Source organism: Glutamicibacter sp. BS14 (assembly GCF_056934375.1).
In genome coordinates, this window is record NZ_CM167801.1 from 3,642,118 (window position 1) to 3,662,437 (window position 20,320).

The 20,320-nt window shown below is 55.2% G+C and carries 15 protein-coding genes; 5 read left to right on the forward strand and 10 right to left on the reverse strand.

Features of this window, described 5'->3' with window-relative positions; translation table 11 throughout:
• Window position 1: 1 nt before the first annotated feature.
• Together AC1Z36_RS17130 and AC1Z36_RS17135 are read left to right on the forward strand one after the other, a co-directional pair.
• On the forward strand, window positions 2-1,042 hold the full coding sequence (locus tag AC1Z36_RS17130) for a methionine synthase (protein WP_483561496.1): 1,041 nt from the start codon (window positions 2-4) through the stop codon (window positions 1,040-1,042).
• The gene (locus AC1Z36_RS17135) at window positions 1,029-1,577 is read left to right on the forward strand and encodes a flavin reductase family protein (protein ID WP_483561497.1); all 549 of its coding nucleotides are present in this window, start codon (window positions 1,029-1,031) and stop codon (window positions 1,575-1,577) included. The genes AC1Z36_RS17130 and AC1Z36_RS17135 overlap by 14 nt, the downstream gene beginning before the upstream one ends.
• 76 nt (window positions 1,578-1,653) lie before the next feature.
• Here the strand turns inward: AC1Z36_RS17135 and AC1Z36_RS17140 are convergent, their stop codons facing one another.
• Together AC1Z36_RS17140 and AC1Z36_RS17145 are read right to left on the reverse strand one after the other, a co-directional pair.
• Window positions 1,654-2,799, reverse strand: coding sequence for a hypothetical protein (locus AC1Z36_RS17140; protein ID WP_483561498.1), 1,146 nt, complete (start codon window positions 2,797-2,799; stop codon window positions 1,654-1,656).
• Between the two features lie 277 nt (window positions 2,800-3,076).
• A complete protein-coding gene (locus tag AC1Z36_RS17145; RefSeq protein ID WP_483561499.1) occupies window positions 3,077-3,340 on the reverse strand; it encodes a hypothetical protein in 264 nt (87 codons plus the stop codon).
• Window positions 3,341-3,718: 378 nt separating this feature from the next.
• On the opposite strand from AC1Z36_RS17145, the gene AC1Z36_RS17150 reads away from it, so the two are divergent.
• Complete coding sequence (locus AC1Z36_RS17150; RefSeq protein ID WP_483561500.1) at window positions 3,719-3,976, forward strand: hypothetical protein; 258 nt, start codon at window positions 3,719-3,721, stop codon at window positions 3,974-3,976.
• A gap of 286 nt (window positions 3,977-4,262) precedes the next feature.
• Here the strand turns inward: AC1Z36_RS17150 and AC1Z36_RS17155 are convergent, their stop codons facing one another.
• Both AC1Z36_RS17155 and AC1Z36_RS17160 read right to left on the reverse strand, forming a co-directional pair.
• Complete coding sequence (locus AC1Z36_RS17155; protein WP_483561501.1) at window positions 4,263-6,014, reverse strand: UvrD-helicase domain-containing protein; 1,752 nt, start codon at window positions 6,012-6,014, stop codon at window positions 4,263-4,265.
• Window positions 6,004-7,935 (reverse strand): ATP-dependent nuclease, encoded by a 1,932-nt coding sequence (locus AC1Z36_RS17160; protein WP_483561502.1) that lies wholly within the window; start codon window positions 7,933-7,935, stop codon window positions 6,004-6,006. Before AC1Z36_RS17160 ends, AC1Z36_RS17155 begins: the two co-directional genes overlap by 11 nt.
• Window positions 7,936-8,372: 437 nt before the next feature.
• Between AC1Z36_RS17160 and AC1Z36_RS17165 the strand changes: the two genes are divergently transcribed.
• Window positions 8,373-9,941, forward strand: coding sequence for an exonuclease domain-containing protein (locus AC1Z36_RS17165; protein ID WP_483561503.1), 1,569 nt, complete (start codon window positions 8,373-8,375; stop codon window positions 9,939-9,941).
• Window positions 9,942-10,569: 628 nt separating this feature from the next.
• On the opposite strand, the gene AC1Z36_RS17170 is transcribed toward AC1Z36_RS17165, so the two are convergent.
• From AC1Z36_RS17170 to AC1Z36_RS17195, 6 genes are all read right to left on the reverse strand, one after another.
• Window positions 10,570-11,370: a GIY-YIG nuclease family protein gene (locus tag AC1Z36_RS17170; protein ID WP_483561504.1), complete on the reverse strand. Its 801-nt coding sequence runs from the start codon at window positions 11,368-11,370 to the stop codon at window positions 10,570-10,572.
• A 17-nt stretch (window positions 11,371-11,387) separates the two neighbouring features.
• Window positions 11,388-12,116: an adenylate/guanylate cyclase domain-containing protein gene (locus AC1Z36_RS17175; protein ID WP_483561505.1), complete on the reverse strand. Its 729-nt coding sequence runs from the start codon at window positions 12,114-12,116 to the stop codon at window positions 11,388-11,390.
• An 8-nt stretch (window positions 12,117-12,124) separates the two neighbouring features.
• On the reverse strand, window positions 12,125-12,805 hold the full coding sequence (locus AC1Z36_RS17180; protein ID WP_483561506.1) for a Pycsar system effector family protein: 681 nt from the start codon (window positions 12,803-12,805) through the stop codon (window positions 12,125-12,127).
• Entirely contained in the window at window positions 12,780-15,977 is a 3,198-nt protein-coding gene (locus AC1Z36_RS17185) for a type I restriction endonuclease subunit R (RefSeq protein WP_483561507.1), read from the reverse strand. Before AC1Z36_RS17185 ends, AC1Z36_RS17180 begins: the two co-directional genes overlap by 26 nt.
• Window positions 15,977-16,987, reverse strand: a complete 1,011-nt coding sequence (locus AC1Z36_RS17190) for a restriction endonuclease subunit S domain-containing protein (protein ID WP_483561508.1) — start codon at window positions 16,985-16,987, stop codon at window positions 15,977-15,979. The genes AC1Z36_RS17185 and AC1Z36_RS17190 overlap by 1 nt, the downstream gene beginning before the upstream one ends.
• Window positions 16,988-17,193: 206 nt before the next feature.
• On the reverse strand, window positions 17,194-19,200 hold the full coding sequence (locus AC1Z36_RS17195) for a type I restriction-modification system subunit M (RefSeq protein WP_483561509.1): 2,007 nt from the start codon (window positions 19,198-19,200) through the stop codon (window positions 17,194-17,196).
• A gap of 359 nt (window positions 19,201-19,559) precedes the next feature.
• Here AC1Z36_RS17195 and AC1Z36_RS17200 point away from each other — a divergent pair, with 359 nt between their 5' ends.
• Entirely contained in the window at window positions 19,560-20,234 is a 675-nt protein-coding gene (locus AC1Z36_RS17200) for a hypothetical protein (RefSeq protein ID WP_483561510.1), read from the forward strand.
• The last annotated feature ends 86 nt before the right edge of the window (window positions 20,235-20,320 follow it).

The window sequence follows — 20,320 nt, forward strand, 5'->3', positions numbered from 1 at the left end:
TATGACTTCTCCGCTTATCCCCACGTCAATTGTCGGTAGCCTGCCCAAGCCTTCTTGGCTTGCCGAACCTGAAAAGCTTTGGTCCCCTTGGAAGCTTGAAGACGAGCAATTGCACGAAGGCCAGCAGGACGCCATGCGCGCTGCGGTCCTCGAGCAGGACCAGCGCGGCATCGACATCATTTCCGATGGCGAGCAGTCCCGCCAGCACTTTGTCACCACGTTCATTGAGCACCTGAGCGGCGTCGACTTCGAGAAGCGCGAGACCGTGCGCATTCGCAACCGCTATGACGCCAGTGTTCCCACCGTCGTCGGTGCAGTAGAGCGCGAAAAGCCGGTATTCGTTGAGGACGCGAAGTTCCTGCGCACGCTGACCGACCGCCAGATCAAGTGGACCCTTCCTGGTCCCATGACCATGGTCGACACCTTGTACGATGCGCACTACCGCAGCCGCGAGAAACTGGCCTGGGAATTCGCGACCATCCTGAACCAGGAAGCCCGCGAACTTGAAGCCGCCGGGGTGGATGTCATCCAGTTCGACGAGCCCGCCTTCAACGTCTTTTTTGATGAGGTCGCCGACTGGGGCATTGCTGCCCTGGAGCGTGCCTGCGAGGGGCTCAAAGCCGAGACCGTGGTCCACATCTGCTTTGGCTATGGCATCAAGGCGAACAATGATTGGAAAGCAACTCTCGGCACACAGTGGCGCCACTACGAGAAGTCCTTCCCGCTATTGCAGGCTTCCTCCATCGATACCGTTTCGCTGGAGTCCCACCATTCGAATGTCCCCCTTGAGGTCGTCGAATTGGTGCGCGGCAAGCGAGTGATGCTCGGAGCTATCGACGTGGCCAATGACGCTGTGGAGACACCCGAGGACGTGGCGCAGACTCTGCGCAATGCACTGGAATTTGTGGATGCAGACAAGCTGATTGCCAGCACCAACTGCGGCATGGCCCCGTTCCGCCGCGATGTGGCCCTGGCCAAGCTCAGTGCGCTCAGCGCAGGGGCTGGCATCCTGCGCGAGGAGCTTGTTGGTGCCCGCGTCTGAAGTGACAGAATCGGCGACGCCATCGTTGCCCGCGGAAGACTTCAAGGCGATCTTCCGCGGGCACCCCGGTGGCGTCAGCCTGATAACCGCCGATGCCGGAGACGGCCCCGTTGCCCTGACTGCGACATCTGTGGCTTCGATCAGCGTTGATCCGCCATTGCTCGTCTTCTCGATTTCTGCGCTGTCCTCGGCGGCCAAAGTGCTCACCCGCGCAACATCTCTTGTCGTTCACAGCTTGGATGAGCACGACATCGAGGTGGCTAAATTGGGAGCGACCAGTGGCATTGACCGCTTCGCACAGAAGCAAACGTGGTCACGACTGAGCACCAGTGAAGCGGTATTTGATGAAGTCCGTGCTTGGGTGCGCTGCGAGGTCGTTGAACGAGTCCAGGCTGGCACGTCCACGGTTTTTGTGGCCCGTGCGCTTCAGTCGCATATTGAACGAGATAGCGAACCCGGTCAACCCAGCAACGGACTGGTTTACCATAACCGCGCCTGGCATCGGCTGGATGAAAACTCGCAGTTATCCAGTTGAGGCTGTTCGGCCGCTGTCCCTTGGGACAGCGGCCGAACAGCCTCAGATTGCACTAGCGGTCTTGTGCCGCAGCGAGTTAGTGCTTGGCGGACTTCCTGCGTCCACGGGCCACAAATACCGCACCAACAAGGGCCATGAGAAGTCCTAGCCCTGCAGCTGAAAAACCGTCAAGGCCGGTGATTGCCAGTACTGGCGCGGTGGAACCGGCAGCCTTCGTGACGGCCTGCTTATCGGATGCAGGCGCCTTGCTAACTTCACCTGCTGGCTTGATTTCGGCGCTAGCCGTTGGAGACTCGCTCTGAGACGGAACCACTTCTTCTTCAGTTACGGTTCCGTCTGAACCGTTATCCTCGGGAGCTGCATCGATGCCGAAGTACAGCTCAAGGTAGTACGCTCGCAGTTCGGGATCATGGGCAAATACTTCTTCGAGGAACGCCTGGAACTCAGCGGCGTCTTCATCGCTTTCGATGATTTCGGCGATGAATGGCAGCATCAGGTCAAGGAGTTCGAGGCCTTGGTCGGTGCTGAAGTAAGCTTCCCACTCCGCTTCATCCCAGTCGAAGCTTTCCTCGGGAAGAAGCTCGGTAATGGACTCCCAGAAAGCCAGCTCTTCATCCGAAAGCTCGAATTCTTCGTCCCAGAAGTCATCTTCAGCAAGCAATTCATCAAGAAGCCGGTTCATCTCCTGCCCGGCTTCGGTCTGCTCGAAAGCTTCCCACTGAGCTTCGTCCCAGTCCTCACTTCCTTCGGGCATCAGCGCCTCAATTTGAGCCCAGCGAGGATCTCCGTCCTCAACCGCGACTTCCGATGACGTTTCGGTGGCCTTGGCCGACTCACTAACTTCAGCAGTGAGGTCAGATGCAGCGTCAGATTCTGCCGAAGAAGCTGATTCCGTCACCGTGGATTCAGATTCTGCGGCCACGTCGGACTCGCCAGTTGGAGCTTCCGAGGATTCAGTTACCGGGTCGATGGCGGGTTCTGATGTCTCGGCCACGACGGTTTCTTCCGCATCGAGCATCGTCTCTGGCTCAGCTGAAGTGATGCTTTCTTCGGATTCTGCGTCGTCCGATACGGGCGCCTGAGACGCAACTGGTTCCGTCTGGACGTCCGCTAACGTTGACGATTCCGTTGGGGTAGAGACGACCTCATCCGAAATCACTTCTGCATTTACTGCCGGGCCACTGAGCACCAATCCCGTGATCAGTGCCGTCGACATTGCCACCGAGCTTAATTTAGTTTTCAATTATCCTGCTTCAAATAGTGCGGATCGGCGCAAGAACCTCACAACAGAATAAAATAGCAATTACTGGTAAAGCTGTTCTGTCCCGAGCCGAAGAATTGATGATTAGGCTAAATGTAGCTCATCACCCGAAGATTCACAAAGAAATTTTTTCAACTAAAACTCGTTTCCTGCGAGCCTAGTCAGGCGGGGAATATTCAACATTCCCCTTGTCTTCTTCTATTGGCTAGCGGCCCATTTGCAAGGTCTCGACCACTGACTAAAAATCTGCCGGAATCTGAGCATCAATGGAATCCATTTCAGGGTCGAAGATCGGCTGGCCCCGCTGTTTTGACTTTGTCGTTCTGAACGACATTTCAACGTGCCACAGATCGTAGTAAGCACGGATCGCCGAGCCCCTCTGGTCGCAATTGACGCTCGAAAGAGCCGAACTGATCAAAGGCAAGAAGGAAGCCATGTGCACCGCGGCACTGGAGCAAGCCCCCAGGGGATCGACATCATTTCCGACCGCAAGCAAACCCACTAGCACTTCGTGACCACCTGCATAGAACATCTGAGCGGCGGGCGACCTTAAGAACCGGGACCAGTGGTGATGCGCTACCGCAAGGAGGCGAGCCTGCCCAGGGCCGTCGGCGCCATGGAGAGCAACGCCCCGGCGATGCAGAGCGCGCGTAATTCCTACGCTCCTGAAACGACAAACAAATCAGATGGGCTTTGTCAGGCCCGATGACCACATTGGACACCGTGCATGATGCCAATTACCCCGGACACGACAAGTTGGCCTGGGAATTTGAAAGCATCTTTGTGCATCTGGTGGCGCCACGGTGAAAAGTCTTTCCCATCGCTGCAGCGTTCCTCGATCGACATCATCTCGCTGGAATCCCATTAACCGAATGTGCCGGTGGAGATTGTAGAGCTGGCACGAGGAATGAAGGTTATGCTTGGCGCCATCGATGTGGCCAACCCGCGGGTCGAGACTCCTGAAGAGGTGTCCGAAACCCCGCGCAAGGCGCTTGAATATGTAGACGCAGACAAGCTGATTGCCAGCACCAACTGCAGCATGGCACCGTTCCCACGCGCAGTTTCAATGACCAAGCTCAGCGCTCTGAACACAGGTGCCGCAGTGCTGCGCGAGGAACTAGCCGGTACCTTCGTCTAAGACCGCCGTGTCTTCACTTTCTCTGCCCGCAGAATACTTCAAAGCAATATTCCACGGGCCCGAAGCGGGGTTGCGGCAATCACCGCGGATGCGGAAGAAGGCCCAGTAGTGTTGCCTGATTTCTCGGTGGCTTCGGTCAGTTCTCAGCTGTCGCTGCTGGTATTCCTGATTTCGGTACTGTCCTCGGCCGCCGGAGTACTTGCACGCGCTGAAACGGTGGTCGTACATTTTCTAGACGTATAACACCCCTGATTGCAGAGAGTCTGTTACCTTTGGCAAAAGACTCCTACTCAACGATCCACCTCGCGTCGATATTGCACGAAGAAAGTATTCGGCGGAATTGAGTCTCACTCTTTGGCGGACACGCAATAGCAAGAACTTGCTTAGCGCGACTCGCCCCCACGTAGAAGACACGTAGAGCTTCGGTAGATTCCCCTATTTCCCAATCATCCAGAACACTCGGCTGACCCTTTGCCCCGGAACTAAGTGCTAGCAAGACAGCATCAAATTCTTGACCTTTGACACTGTGGATGTGACTCGATGGAAGACTCAAATTGGATGCGTTCTGGAGAGCTTCCTGCCACCATTTCCAATGCTTTACATCAAGTTTTCGCAGCGAAACTTTCAGGCTTTTAAGCGGACGAGCTAACTTTCCAAAGCTAACCTGAGTCTGATCAATAATGGAGGATCTGGCCATGTCTAAGTCCGCCCAATTCGCACTTAGCGCAATCAGCGCAGATCCGAACGATGCGACTTGAGAATCGGTTATCTCCAGGATTTCACGCTTTTCGGCCGTTCGAAGCCGTTGCTCAGCTGGTTCCCATGTAAAAAGGTCCAGCAACGAATTCCCAAGTTTCTGGATTTCACTTCTCCTCGTTCGAGTACTATTTGATGTCCGCAAGACGGCAATGGATCGAAGAACACGAAAGGTACGATGAGTCCAATCGGTTTTATCAACCGCCGTGCCAGCGAGAGCTGCTGCATCTCTCTTCCTGTGCGAGAGGATTATTGAATCACGAAGCGGCACACCCTCCGATACAAGCAACTCCGTGAAGTGTTGTCTTTGAAAATCAACTGATCCAACAAAGACGCTGATCTTAGTCTTGACCTCGTCTTTCGCTGCGTCAATCGAGCTACTGCCAATCATTCTCAGGCTCGAAATAAACTCACAAATCGCAGGTGTTGACCTGTGGTTAGTTGCTAAATCAATAATTGATTCAGGATCAATATTCTGTCTAAAGCGCTGGTAGGAAATAGGCGATGCTTGGCGAAATTCGTATATCGCTTGATCGGGATCGGCCACAACTACGACATGGATACCCATCGATTTCAGAGCGTCAATTATCGCTATTTCTAAGTCTGAACAATCTTGGAATTCGTCTACGACGATTTCGTGAAACCTCAATGATAAGCGTTGAAGAAGCCAAGAATTTTCTTCTGCCTTCAAAATCTTCAGCGCTCGCAACCTTGCGCAGTCACTGTCGAAGACGCCATTTGCCAACAATGTTTTAGCACGACGGGTTGCATCAGCAGCAAGATCGGACGGTGAGAACCCGGCTTTTTCCAACTGCTTTGCGTAGATGCGGTCGCTACCTGGAGCTTCGCTTGGGTACACGAATGTTTCATCAGATTGGAGACGGAAAGATGACATTTTCAAGCCCGTTCCACTGACTTCACGATGTCGGATCAGCTCAAGTCCATTCCCTAAGTCGTCCCAAGAGTGCACGTAGTTCGGCCGCGTGCCAAACTTTCTAACATGCCAAGGAGTTACGATGAAACGGTGCAGGAACCCATCAAAGGTGCCAACAAAGTTCGGTGGGAGCAGTGTGGTTCCATTCGCCGAAGCACGACGCATGGCCTCGTCTGCAGCGGCATTCGTGAATGAAATTAATGCACGCCCTGCCTTACTTGTTTGCGAAAGAGTGTGCATACGCTGAACTACAGTACGAGTTTTCCCAGAACCAGGTCCAGCCTCAATTAGCTGAATTTGTGGTTGAAGTGCTAGCTGTTGCTCGTCTGTAAGCACGCTATTGTTCACCAGACTCCTCTAGCTCGGCCTCTTCGCTCGTAGATTCGTCGACTATAAATCGATCTAGGATATCTTCGACCGCTTGCTCTATATATTGTGGCAAGGCTAGTTCTTGTCCGTCGTATAGCGACTCAGCTACCAGTTGCGAGAAATCTCCCTTGCCAAGATCTAGACCCCCTTTCTTTTGCCTGAGCATACGAGCGAATTCCTTCGAGCGAATCATGGCGTCGTCTTCAAGCTCACCGAACGCATCGTCCCACTTCTTACCTGAACGCGGATGTATTTTCTTGTAAGCAGCCTTTAGTAGTTTTTCGTTTCCAGACATCCCAAAAACGTCCGCTTCAAGCGTCGTAAGGCCGTGCCGGACGAACAGTCTGCCTGCATTGACGTCATCTGCAAAATTCGCCTCGATGCGCTCTTTGCGCGCTTTACCTTGGGATTTACCGGTCTTGTCCAAGTCTCCATCCGTCAAGACAACCACACGGTCTACTCGTGGAAAAGTACCTTTGAGCAGTATGTTCAGGTACGGATCAAAATCAACACCATCTATGGGGATATATGCAACAGATGACAGATGCCTCTTGGCCTCTGTACTCTGCGCTCGGAGGTGCCGTCTCGCGACTTCTGGAATAAGAATTGATTCCGCTACACCTTCAACCAGGAAGACGTGCCTTGCGAACAAGAGAGCTGAACGCGTTGCATTGAGGTACCTGTTTATCTTTCGGTAATCCCACTCGTCTAGCCCAAGGTCACCCAATGCAGTTGTCTTGGTGCTCCATTGATCTGGAACAACCATGTCCGTGCTTGGTGCATCCTGATTACCTGTATTTTGCTGGGTTGATGCAGCGACAAGAATACCAACGCTTTTATTTGTTTGGTGACGCGAAACGACCACAATATCTTCAACATCCACAGAACTGGCCAGCTGTGGTGAATGCGTAGATACTACAACCTGAATTCTTCCAGCCGGCTCGGTCGAAGTCTCGTCTGCATCGGCACGGCTCTCCCTGGCTTGTTTCTCTAAATAGTCAAGAAGTACGGATTGTAGTTGCGGATGAAGATGAGCTTCAGGCTCTTCAACAAGCAAAAGGGTTAGGTCATAGTCTTGAGCATTAGTCAGTTGTAAAACGATTGTTGCAATGAATACAAGGTTTGCATACCCCAACCCTGAAGCGCCTAGTTCTTTAGGATTAATCCCGGCCTCCGTTAGTTGGAGGCGCATCATGCCCGCTAGTCGTCGAAGTTCATGTCGGCGGCCATCAAACTGAACTTTATGCTGCCTAGTTGGCGGTGTTATCTGACTAAGGTGCGCTTCAATCTCACCACGTGCTTTCTCTGGAAGGGAAAGCTTTACTACTCCATCCACAATGAGGTTTGCTTCATCTACAAAATCCTGACGGGTAACATCATCTCCAGTGGTTAGGACTTTGAGAACTTCCGCCAGACGGTCTCCGCTCCCGCTGTCGAGTTCACGAACGGCATCACGTAGCGGTGGCAAATATACATGCGCTAGTCGCATGCTATTAGCCGGCTCAGCATCTTCAACTCCGATAGCGCCCACCGTATGGGAAGCGCGCTTCCAATAAGGCGTGTCCGGTAACGTATTGAACGTATAAGTGTATGTAAGGCTCTCATCTTCGTCCACAACCTGCGTCAGAAACGTCGCAAGTTGGCCAGGCGTCAAATTTTCGTATCTGAGGCTAACTTTAGAAACTGCACCATCAGGTGCAGAATGAGTCAGGTCTCGTTCCGGCGTAAAGGAAATGCCGCGGCCTTCTAGTGCTGATTGCGTGCCTAAACGGATCGCGTCAATGATTGCAGTTTTTCCTGATGCATTTTCTCCGACGAGAATAGTGATATCGTCCGACATATCAACTGTCGTTTCGACGCAGGACCGAAAATTTTCTATCTTGAGTTGTTTAAGTCTCACAATCCAGCCTCCACAGATTCATCAACAATTGTATCGGGACTGAGAAAATCCCGAAGTACTTTATCCCCTCCAGGAATTCAGTATAAGAAACAATTGTTACATTTCGAGAATTCGCGCAGAAAAACTCAAGTGATTTCTGCTTCGCCGAGATGTCAGATTTCGGAGTTCGCCCGGCAATTACCAGACACGAGACTGCGTGCGGCTCCAAGTCACATTGACGAAAACTCTCTTTGAGGGCCGAATCGGTAAGCAAGCCTGAGAAGCATAAAATCCACATTCAGTAAGCATCGTTTCCTAGTCACAATTGATTTTTTCGTCCACAAAGTTGGCACTGGCAGGATTTTTATGTCCTAATTGTCTTCTACTTCTGCAATATCATAGACAATCAGAAAGAGCGCAATAAGCGAATCAACATCAATCGGGGGCTAGTGATATCAGTGTTGGACTTTACTGCGATCGACTTCGAAACGGCTAATTCTTTCCGTGGTTCACCATGTTCAGTTGGGCTCATCCGTGTACGCGATGGAAAAGTCACCGAACAATGCCATTGGCTTATACGTCCTCCAGAAGCCGCGGACTGGTTCGACCATTGGAACATAAGGATCCATGGGATCACTCCCGAAATGGTTGTCGAGGCACCGAGATGGAAAGATGTGCTGCCTCAGATCGTGGATTTTGTTGGGGCAGACACGCTGGTCGCCCATAATGCAGCTTTCGATACCGGGGTTATCCGCTACGCCTGTGAGGCTGACGGCATCCAATGGCCAAGGTTCGATTTCCTTTGCACATTGGTAATGGCACGAAAAGCACTAGCACTTCCCTCCTACCGGTTGCCCTATGTCGCTGCTTCTTTAGGATTCACGTTAGAGGACCACCACGACGCCCACGCCGACGCCTCGGCGGTGGTGAAAATCGTCAACCAATTCGCACAACAGGAAAAAGCCACGGATGTGCGCGACCTAGCGCAAAAAATCGGTATCCGCATGGGGAGCATGGGCCTAGGACGGTATTCCGGGAGCGTAGCGCAAGGTTCTTCATCTCGCGGATTCACGCATGTTTCGGTGAATGCGGATGCAGACCCAGCCGGATACCTCTACGGGCGCGTCGTTGTCTTTACCGGAACGCTCCAATCGATGACGCGCGATGCCGCACGCCAAGAATGCGCTCGTGTTGGAGCCATTCCCGAAGAGAACACGACAAAGCGAACCAACGTCTTAGTTGTAGGTGACATTGAACCTTCGGTTTTACGTCCTGGTTCAAATCTCACCGGCAAAACACGCCGAGCCTTTGAACTTCAAGACAAGGGCCAGCCAATCGAGGTCATGACGGAGGACGACTTCCTCCGCTGCCTTGCGGGGACGCAACTCGAAAGCGTTGAGGTTATCCTTGCTTCCCCGGAAGAAACGTCACCTTCGACAGCTTTGCACTCGAGAACTTCGAAGGCTCACGAAGCAAAGAGTGATCAGTCGGTGGTCACAAAGCCTCCGAAGCCTCTCAAACGGAAACCTATTCCTACCAACCAGGAATGCTCGATTACTCCACGCAGTGCAACAGCGGCTTTCAAAACACGAACCAGCCCCACGTGGTGCACTGAGCACATTGCCGATATCCAGCTTCATGGCGGCCTCCGGGCACTCGAAGAATTCACCCACCCCAATGACTGGCAACTCACTGAATGCGTGCAGTGCCACGTACAAGCACACTACCGTTTCAACTACACCCTGGATAAAAACAAAGAAGGCGAACTTACTTGTCGTGCCTGTTACTGGCGTCAATGGGCAATGAGAAACCGTAGTGGGCAAGGAACCTGGGCGGACCCCGCCCCAGTTCCATTCCTTGAAGCAAAATCGGCCAGCGAAGGTCATGGGTACATCTACCTTGGTCCTCTAACCACGCCTTCGCTCAACGATGATCCTCACCATGTTAAGTGCAAGCGTTGCGGTAGAATCAGCGCTCAAAGACTCGGCGATATCGCGTTCGGTTGCACATGCACCCCTCGTAGCTAACAGCTCCGAATATGCACACAACGAAAGCTGACCGTAAGACGATCAATAATTCTGTCATTTCATCCCTGCCCAAGGTGTATAGCACGACCCAGCGCAGCATATGAGGTCCCCATGAACGACTATATCGATCCAGTTCAAGACCAAGAATAGGTCTACCGAAAAAGAGACACTGCGCCTTCTGAGCAAGTTCGGGTCGAGTCAACACACTGGGAATAGCATAAAATCAGAGTTGAAAGCCTTTTCGTATCGAGGGAAAACAGGGAGCCCTGGAAAATGTCCCGCTAAAAAGACTTGAAGTGCCTTGGGGTGAAGCCGAAACCTATGATGCGCTCACGGATGGCCTTGAGAAGCTTCGGTTCGAAGATATATCAGAGCCTGAACAGAGGGCACTAGGGATCGTAAGGATGTTCCCATCCCCGAAAATGTGGCTGACGTATTCTGCTCGCTATCTTATTGCTAGCCCCTAATACGAGGATCATAGGGAATCTCAGCCGACCAATTTCGGCATGGTGTCCTGCCCCTGCTTATCCAATAGTCCGGGGTGCCCCTATGAGAGTAAGTGGTTTTGCTTTTTATCATTCCAGGCCTTGGACTCAAGCACCTATTGGATTATGCTCGGAGAATTCAGTCAGTTCCGATTCAGACCGTGAGTTCTGGTGTCCAACGCCCGTTTGAAGTGGCTCTCAGACTCATCGATCGCCCGAGTGGGGGTCGAGGGGTCGAAGACCCTGAGAAGCGAGTATCTGAAACTTGATGGATCAAGCCCGCGCAGCTCGACGTTGCCGCCGTGGCCGTTGGACGCATAGACGCCCCACCGCTGGTGGATGTTCTCCGCGCCGTCAGCCTTTCCGACGTAATGGCGTCCATCGCGGGTGTCGGTGATCAAGTAGATCCCGACGACCGATGACAAAGCCGTGCGCCACGACGCGTACCGATGCTCGCGAATCACGGCTTGCAACTGCGAGTAGTCCAGGATCAGGCGGTCGAAACCTGGGAAAGGCACCGGCTGCGCATCGGCGATCTCCACCACCGGATAGGCAGCCGCCGTCGGCCCATTGAGCCGCCAGGTGCGCGGAGACTTCCACCCAATTACCAGGCGATTCCTGAGATCGGATAGATGGTCGGTCACTTCCAAGTCGAACGTGCGCAGAGTGCCGTCGTTAGAGATCTCGCCCCGGTTTTCCACGACGGACCAGAACCGTGCCCGGTCGCCGCCCTCGCGGATGAACACGACCCACAGTCGAGGCGGATTCACTGGAAAGACTCTGGGTTTCGCTGACTGCTGGGATGTATAGGAGAGGATCTCTTCGTCGGTGGAATCGGCGTGTATCCCCTGGAGGCCTGAATCATCGTGCTCCCGGACGAAGGCGTGCCGGATCACCTGCACTTCAACTGGATTCAGGCCTGCATTATGGAGAATTGGGCTCAATGCTAGTTTACGAACTATCACGGCAGTGTTTTTATCCAGTTGTTCATCTCCGAATTGACTACATTCCCGGTATAGATGTTTCCTAACTCTGAAACGTACCTTGAGTGAAGGAGACTTTGGTTGTGGTCGTTAAGATTCTGCTGGAATACCCCTCCTACGAAGATGGGATCTGCATATCCACGACCGGCCTCATGAGCAAGATGAGCGGCACGGTTAACAACGTCGCCCATGTAAACTACGTCGTTTATCCCACTGCCGCTGAAGCCTGCTTTGATCATAAGAACGCGCCCGTAATCTATACCGATGCCAATCTTAAGCGGGTCAATACCCTTCTTCCCATAGCGATAATTAAGTAACTCCAAGAGGGTATTCGCCGTCGATGCTACGCTAAAAACAGCATCGATGTTCGGCTTAATCGGCGTATTATAGACAGCCCAAACGCAATCACCAACGATATTGACTTCCCGGACATTCACGTCAGAGTTCAGCACTGCCACCATTTCGGATATGAAGGCCCGGTAGATCTTCGCCAATGTAGGGCGCTTGTGATTGGTCGTGAGGCCAGATGAGCCACGTATATCGATAAAGACTGCTGAGCACATTCCGTAAAATCCGTTGGAATACGTCAAACTGTCTCGGTCTGGCAGTGCGTCGACCTCCTCGAAGGCTCCTGCGGGTTGGTCCAGAATATTCTTGATGCGTTCCGAACTGCTTGTATGGCTATACGCTTTGTAGTTTCCGTCCATTACTCCCCCTATTTACCGACGCTTCCTATTAGTAAAGCGAGAACAGCTACCGTAGCCCCGGCAGCTAATGCTGACCGCATTGCCCATTTTGCGTATTTCGCTTTGACTGATGCAATACGAGCATTCGCGTGAATCTGATCAGCAAGGTCTCGTGTCAGCTCGACAGGATCCGCAGTGAGCGTATGGAGCACGCTCGCGTATTCTGAACGCTTGCCCTTGAAGTTTTGCGAAATGCTCGCGAAAAAGAGTCTATTTATGGCGTCACGATCGGAGTCCTTGTCATTCACGCGTGGTGTGAGAGTCCATCCGCAAAGACCTCCACTCAGCCCTATCAGTACGCAAGTGACGACTACCAATACATTAACCAAGGGAGTACGACATTCGGCTTCTTTGACAAGGTTGAAGGTCATCGTGCACAGGACACCTGCAAAGGCCAAAGTGACACCGGCCTTGGCGTCGGAATGACGGATCCACTCGTTAACCAACGCGAGCGCTTTCCAGGCATGCTCAGGGTTTGGCGGAAGCACTTCGCGTTCATCCGGAATGGTTCCGTCGTCGGCCGTTCCGCTATTCCAGGTAAACCACCTCATAAGGCGTCCCACCGGCTTTCCATACAGCTGGTGGCAAAAGTTTCTCGGCTCCAAGCACTTCGAAAATTCTTCGTCACTTATCGCTTCCCGTTTCTTCATCCGACCGTAGTTTCCTGGAACGGTACAGGTACGCAGCGACAAGACGGATGAAGTCGTCCGCGCGGTCATTCTCACCTGTCAGCGCACCGGTCAGCTTTCCGAAGGCGCCTTCGTTCAGCACTGCCGCATCCGTCAGGATCTCCCGCAATTCTGGCGACGCCATGAACTGGTCAAGCGCGTTGTGGTCGATCTGCTCACCGATGCGCGGATCCTCCGCGGCCATGCCGGCTGCAGCGATCACGAAGCCCTGGATCTGCGGATCGGCGAACTCCGCGCCGAACAGCGCGTTGATCCTGGCCACGATCTCCGAAAGCAGTTCCTGCTGCGGGTCCTGTCTCGAGACATGCGAACCGACACCGGTGATCCCAGGGAGCACCGGGGTGTCCAGGTCGCCGGACAGGCCGATGTCCGCCTTGCCCCCGTCGATCTGGCGGACCTTGCGCAGTTCGAGCCCGGAAACGTCCACCGAGACAGAGGCATCGTCGGATGGCAACAGCCTTATAAGCTGGCGTAGGAACTCCGCGAGCTTTTCCAAGTCACTGGTACCGTAGTCGACGACCTGGGACATGAAGTCGTACAAGCGCACGAACGTGCCACAATCCTTCTTGAACGTACGCAACTCATCGAGGGCCTGGTCATCATTGCTTGCCGATGCATCTGCCCACCGGGCAACGTACTCGTCGCGTGCAGGAGTCACGGCCGCGGTCAACGCACTGTGGGACTGGGTGCGCGCCCACCACGCCTTCGCGTACCACTCCACGTCGGCCTGCGTGTAGATGCGGGGCTGGGACAGCTTGGTCGCCAATTTATGCACAAGGTTCGGATCGGTGGCTGTCTCGACGTGCGTCTCGGAGTAGTACTGCAGGAACGCATCGCGGATGTCCTGCGGTTCGTTGACGAAGTCAAGCACGAAGGTCCGTTCCTTCTTCTCCCCCGACTGCGCACGGTACGTCCTGTTCAGCCTGGACAACGTCTGGACGGCGTGGACGTCGGGCAATTTCTTGTCGACGTACATTGCGCACAACAGCGGCTGGTCGAAGCCCGTTTGGAACTTGTCCGCCACGAGCATCAGCCTATACTCCGGCCGGCCGAATTCGCGGGCAAGATCCGCACCGACCCCTGGGTTCATCGTCGCCTCAGTGGCGTCGGTGAGGTCGTACTCTGCGTCGCTGATCTTGTCGCTGAACGCAACGATAGATTGGTATCCGTAGCCCTTCTGCTTCAGGTACCTGTCCGTCTCGATCTTGTAGCGCACGGCTGCCTGCCGTGAGTCGGTGACCACCATGGCCTTGGCGTGCCCGTCGAGCAAATGGGCAACGTTCGCGCGGAAGTGCTCGATTATGACATCGACCTTCTGTCCGACGTTTGTCGGATGCAGCTTGGCGAAGCGCATGATCTGGCGAGTGGCGGCCTTCGAGTCCACCAACGGGTTGCCTTCTGCCCCAGTGGTGATGCTAGTGATGATTCCCTTGTCATCGTGCTGCTCAATCTCGAAGGCGGTCTTGTAGGTCTGGTACCCGCGTAGCACGTCGAGGATGAATTCCTCCTCGATTGCTTGGCGCATCGAGTAGACGTCGAAGGACTCAGGTATGCCGTCGTCGTTCATCCGGCCGAACAGCATCTTCGTCTTGTGCTTAGGCGTCGCGGTGAATGCCAAAAGCGAAACGTTACGCGCACCGGCACGGGCAGCGGTCTCGGCAGCGATCTTCCGCTCACGGGCGAGGTCGGCCTCCACCACTTGGTTGACGACGTCCTGGCTGTCGAGTTCCTCGTCGTCGGTGAGTTCTCCCCCGCCTGTGAGGACCTTCTTCAGGTCGGCGGCGGTCTTGCCGGACTGTGAGGTGTGCGCTTCGTCGATGATCACGGCGAAGTTCTTGTCGCCAAGCGTTGTGTCCAGCAACCCCTTGACGTAGGGGAAGGTCTGGATGGTGACGACGACGATCAGCGCTGAGCCCGTCAACGCGTCCAGCAGCGCTCGCGACTTCGATCCGCCGGAACGGCGCACGGCCGCGGAGTCGATGACGGCGACGGTCCCAACGGTGTCGTCGACCTGTTCGACGGCCTGCTGTAGTTGTTTGTCCAGGACACGGCGATCCGAGACGATCAGGACCTTGTCGAACGTCTTCTGGTTCGACTGGTCATGCAGGCGGGCCAGCCTGTGCGCTGTCCAAGCGATGGTGTTCGTCTTGCCCGAGCCAGCGGAGTGTTCGATCAGGTACCGATGTCCGGGACCCTCAAGGCTGATGGAGTCGACAAGTTTCGTCACCGCGCGCCACTGGTGGTAGCGCGGGAACATCAGCGCGGTGGAGTGCCGGATGCGACCGGTGGCAGGATCTTCATGAGTCTCGTCCTTCAGGAACATCTGCGATCCGAGTATTGCCAGCCAGTTGTCGCGCTGGAGCACTTGTTCCCACAGGTACGACGTGGCCGCACCGTTGGGGTTCGCGGGGTTGCCCGAGGCTCCGGTGGCATCGTGGCCTCGGTTGAACGGCAGGAAGTAGGTCTTCTCTGCTGCAAGCTTGGTTGTCATATGCACTTGGTCGTCGTCCACCGCGAAATGCACGAGCGCTCGCGTGCCGAAACCGAGCAGCGGCTGGCCGGCCGGGTTGCGGTCCTGCTTGTACTGGGTGACGGCGCTGCGCCATTCCTGCTTGAAGAACGACTTCAGCTCGCAGGTTGCCACCGGAATGCCGTTGACGAAGAACACGAGGTCGATGGAGCGCGAGTCGCCCCTCTTTGGCGAGAAGTGCACCTGGCGCACCACGCGCAGGCGGACCTTGCGGTAGTGCTCGTTGACCTCGCGGTTCAGCGACGTGGCTGGCTTGAACTGGCACATGCGCAAGTGCGCAGTCGCACCCCGGGTGTGTGAGAACTTGCGGCGCAGCACGTTCAGTGTGCTGCCGCCCGAACTCATGGGAGTGTCCAGACGGGACACGAGGGAAGAAAGCAGTGCTTCCCGGTCGGCGGCTTCGGCCCCGGTACCCACGCGCACAACCTTGGCGTATTCCTCGGGCTGCGTCTCGCTCAGCCACCAGTGCACGTCCTCGGGCCAGATCGCCCGCTCGGCATCGTAGCCTTCATCGGTCCGGCTGTACTCCCAGCCATGCGCGGCGAGGTACTCAGCGATCTCTGTCTCGAACGCTTCCTCGCGTGTTCCGTCTGGTGATGCCATCAGACTCGGGCTCCCTTCTGGGCGGTGCGTACGTCGAATTGCCCGGTGACGGCGGCGGTAATCAGTGCCGAGCGGCGCTCCTTGGCGAGAGCGATGTGTTCCTCGGCCTTGGCGATGAGCGTGTCGATTCGCTTGCCCTCTTCTGTCAGCGTTGTAAGTTCGGCTTGCTGAACAATGGCTGTCGGAATATGTGCGCGAATATCGAGCAAATCTGCGGTATTGATCCGCGGAGTTCTCACGTTGCCGCTGCTTGTCCCCCCGATGCCACGAAGACGTTGAATAATCTCGCTTACGAAAGCTTTAGTTCGCATTAACTCAGCAAGCCACTCGGAGTCGACATTGAGTTTAGCTCGAAGAACCGCATAATCCGGACTGACAACACCGTGAGCGGGAGCAACGCCAAGGGCACCCTGGAAAGCGCGCATCCGATTAATGACTATGTCGCCCTTGAGACAGACTTTGTAGTGATCCAGCTCCTCGGCGCGCGAGAGCTTGTCCGTCGTCTCGTCTCGACGACGGACCCCCCAATCGATTGAAACCGAGAACAACGGCAATTCAATAGCTCGTGTTCCAGCACGGACGTCGACTTCGTGCAAAGTCCACCGCAACCTCGGACCAGTGGAAACATGCGACGCAAGTACTTCCCGGGCATGAGTCCGCCGCTCCCGCAGCAACCCGATGAACTCCTCCTGCTTGGCCACGAGCGCGTCGATCTGGGCCGTCTCTTGGTCCAGGTAGTCGGCGATGGCGCGCTGCTCATCGAGGTCAAAGGCAGTAATCTCAAACTTCGACACTTTATCGGCCGTGAAGTGCGGAAGTGTCGCGGTGTTCGTGGCCAGATCGATCCGCCCGTCGGTCAGCGCATCCTGAAGGGCGTAGTCAAGATATCTACTATCGGCATGCCCTCCAATTGGGCGCAATCGAATGATCGAATTCTGGAATCCCCAGCCCGGTAGATCATCACGCAACACTGCCGAGCGTCCGTAGCCAGCACCGCCTTCGACGACCACTACATCGCCTTGGCGAAGTGTGAGTGACCGTAATTCTGTCTTACTGAACCACATCGTTTGTTCCGGGAGTTCGATGATCGTCCCACGCGGTTGCACATGGGCGGCACGGAGGTATTGCGCAAGAGTATCCGCTTCAGATCTCGCCTGAGGTTGGACCATCTTCCCGAGCGCAACGTGCGCGAGTCTCTTTAATGGAATAGTCGCCACTAGGACTCCACCACACGAAGCAGTTCCATGATCTCTCCAACGACCCGTTCAAGATCGGCATCGATCTCGGCCAGCGGCCGTGGAGGCTCGTAGGTGTAGAAGTGCCGTGTGAACGGGATCTCGTAGCCGGTCTTGGTCTTGTCCCAGTCGATCCACGCGTCCTCGACATGGGGCCTCACCTCAGCATCGAAGTACGCCTGGACAGTCTCCTTCAGCGCCTCATGGGTCTTCGGTTGATCGCCCCAGCCGAAGGGCACATTCTCGGAATCGCGCAGCGCGGGATCGGGCTCGATCTCGCCCTTGTTCTTGCCGGTGGCGACGCGGCAGAACTCGGCCGTCTCGTCGTGGACGCCGATCGCCTGCCACAGGGTCTTGCGAAGAGCCGTCGTCATGCTGACACCATGGTCGTCGAGGTGCTTACTGATCAACTTGTTGAACTTCTCGCGGTTCAGATACGCCTCGTCGCCGAACGCTTCGAGCGCGTCCACCAGGCCAACTACTTGGCCCAGCTTCCTGTGCTCGGCTACGGCGCTGATCGCCTCGGGCGTGCACTGGAATCGCAGCTGGAGAGGCCGTTCAACAGTGACGGTCCAGTAGGCGAAGTCCCGGTTGGAGAACTCCTTGACCGGCACGATGATCGTGTCGTCTTCGGATTGCGAACCTGCGAAGGCCTTGACGATGCGGTCGCGGTTGTTGTCCGAGATCTCGACGCGCTTGGAGCCGATGGACTTGCGCAGCTTCGAGCCCAGCGCGGTGGCATCGATGAGTTGGACCTTGCCTTTGCGCTCGTCGGACTTTGCATTGGTCAGGATCCACAGGTAGGTGGAGATTCCGGTGTTGTAGAACATGTCGTTCGGCAGGGCGACGATCGCCTCGACCAGATCGTTTTCCAGCATGTGGCCGCGGATCTCCGAGGGGCCCGATCCTGCGCCGCCGTTGAACAGCGGCGAGCCGTTCAGCACGATGCCTGCCTTGCCGCCGCGACCGGTCTCGTCCACGTCTCTCATCTTCGAAGCGACATGGAGCAGGAACAGCATTGCCGCATCACCGACAGAGGGCAGTCCCGGCGCAAAGCGGCCCTGTCCCCCGCGCGCATGCTCCTTCTTCACCTCCGATTCGACAGCCTTCCAGTCGGTGCCGAACGGAGGGTTCGACAGGACGTAATCGAAGCGCAGGTCCTCGAACCGGTCCACGACGAGCGTGTCGCCCTGGCGGACGTTGGACGGGTCCTGCCCCTTGATGAGCAGGTCGGCCTTGCAGATGGCATAGGTTCGAGGATTGATCTCCTGGCCGAACAGCGCCGTGGAAGCCCCGGGATTGAGGTCGTGCAGGTGCTCGTCGGCAACCGTGAGCATGCCGCCGGTACCGACCGTCGGATCGTAGATCGACCGCACGGTGCCACGCTCGCGCAATGCATCGGTGTCCTCGTCGTAGATCAAATCGACGAGCAGGCGCACCACGTCGCGGGGCGTGTAGAACTGGCCCGCGCCGTCGTTGGCGGACTCGGCAAAGCGGTAGATGAGGTTCTCGAACAGGTCGCCCATGTCGGCGTTGGACACCGCTTCCGGGGACATGTCGATCTTCTCGAAGTGCCGAACCACCTGGGCCAGCCGGTCGCGCGTGTCCAGGGTGCGGATGACGTTCTCGAAGTCGAAGGACTTGAACACGTCGAGGTTCGCGGAGAAGCCGCCGACGTAGTCGATGAGGTTGGCCGCCAGATTGTCGGGGTCCTGCAGTGCCTTATTGAGCGTGTAGTCGCTGGTCGTCCAGAAAGACAGTCCTGCGGTGTCCTGGCTGCGGGTACGGATCTTCAGGTGGGTGCGCCGCTGCTGCTCGCCATCGTATTTTCCTACGATCTCGGCCATGGCCTCACGGTGCGGCTCCATGACACACTCCAGGCGGCGCAGCACGGTGAAGGGAAGGATGACCGAGCCGTACTCGGCCTCAGAGTAGGGGCCGCGGAGCGTGTCGGCAACGCTCCACACGAAGCTGGAAAGGACTGACAAGACGAGCAATTCTCCTGATAATCGAGCTAAATGAGCGATTCGCTTCATTCTATCGACCGGGGTGGACACTTATAAGAATCCGTGACCGCGAACCACCGGCGATGACCCATACCGCAGGAATAGCCACGGACGATTCCTCGAATAACCGACGCGGACAGGCATTTTAGCTTCGTTGCTATTCTCCTCAAAGACGGAAATTTTCAAGTCAAGTGAGTCTAATTAGTTCTAAGCAGCGATCATTTCTTCACCTTGATCCAACTTCACTGGTACGTAGCTCTACGCTGCTTCAGGCGGCAGTAACTTCTGGTCTCGCTTTTCCTAAAAATTTTCGATGCGTCAGCGGTGACTAGACTCAATGCATGACACTCGCTCAACAATTCGAATGCGAAGTACCTTCGCCCAACGCGATCAAAGATGGTGTGCTTTATTGCTCTGCGCCACCCAATGAGAACTATCTCGTGTTCGGAGATATTGCCAGCTGGGCTAGCGTCGTACTGACATTGGTCATGGCAATATTCGCTTATCGTGCCTGGGATACTTCGAGGGAACAACTCAAGACTGCCCAGCGTGAAAGCTCGGAAAATGCATATAGGTATGAGAGATCTATCCAACTTGAATCGTTGTTTGAACTGTTTGGAGTGTATTCCGAACTCGACTCAAGATTATTGGAGGGGGCAGAAGCCATACAAGAGTTGGTTGGTCGTTTGAGGGCTGCTGAACAAAAGTTCGCGATGCTCTGGGAGTACCCAACGTTTCCAGAGGGGCTAGCGGCCTTCGACGATTGTCTTCTTGACGCTGCCTACGCTGCCAACGCTTGCGATAATAAAGAATCCGGAGATGTGGTCATCTATAGAATGCTTACGAGTGCTAAGAATCGGCCTTTCCGTGAATTTTACTCCGGCAAGTTAGACGGACCGTTAGCGCTCGATCGAACTTTGCGAGAATTGGCAGAAGCATATACGACGGCCCACCCTAGGATCTTTAAGCACACGTTGGGTCCCTATTCTGAAATGGACTCTAAGAGCCACGAATAAACGAAGTAAACGAAAATGCCCGTCCATGCAAAGTTTCGTAGGAGTGCATTTTCAGACTCCACAACTCACGGTGTTACTTTCCAGCT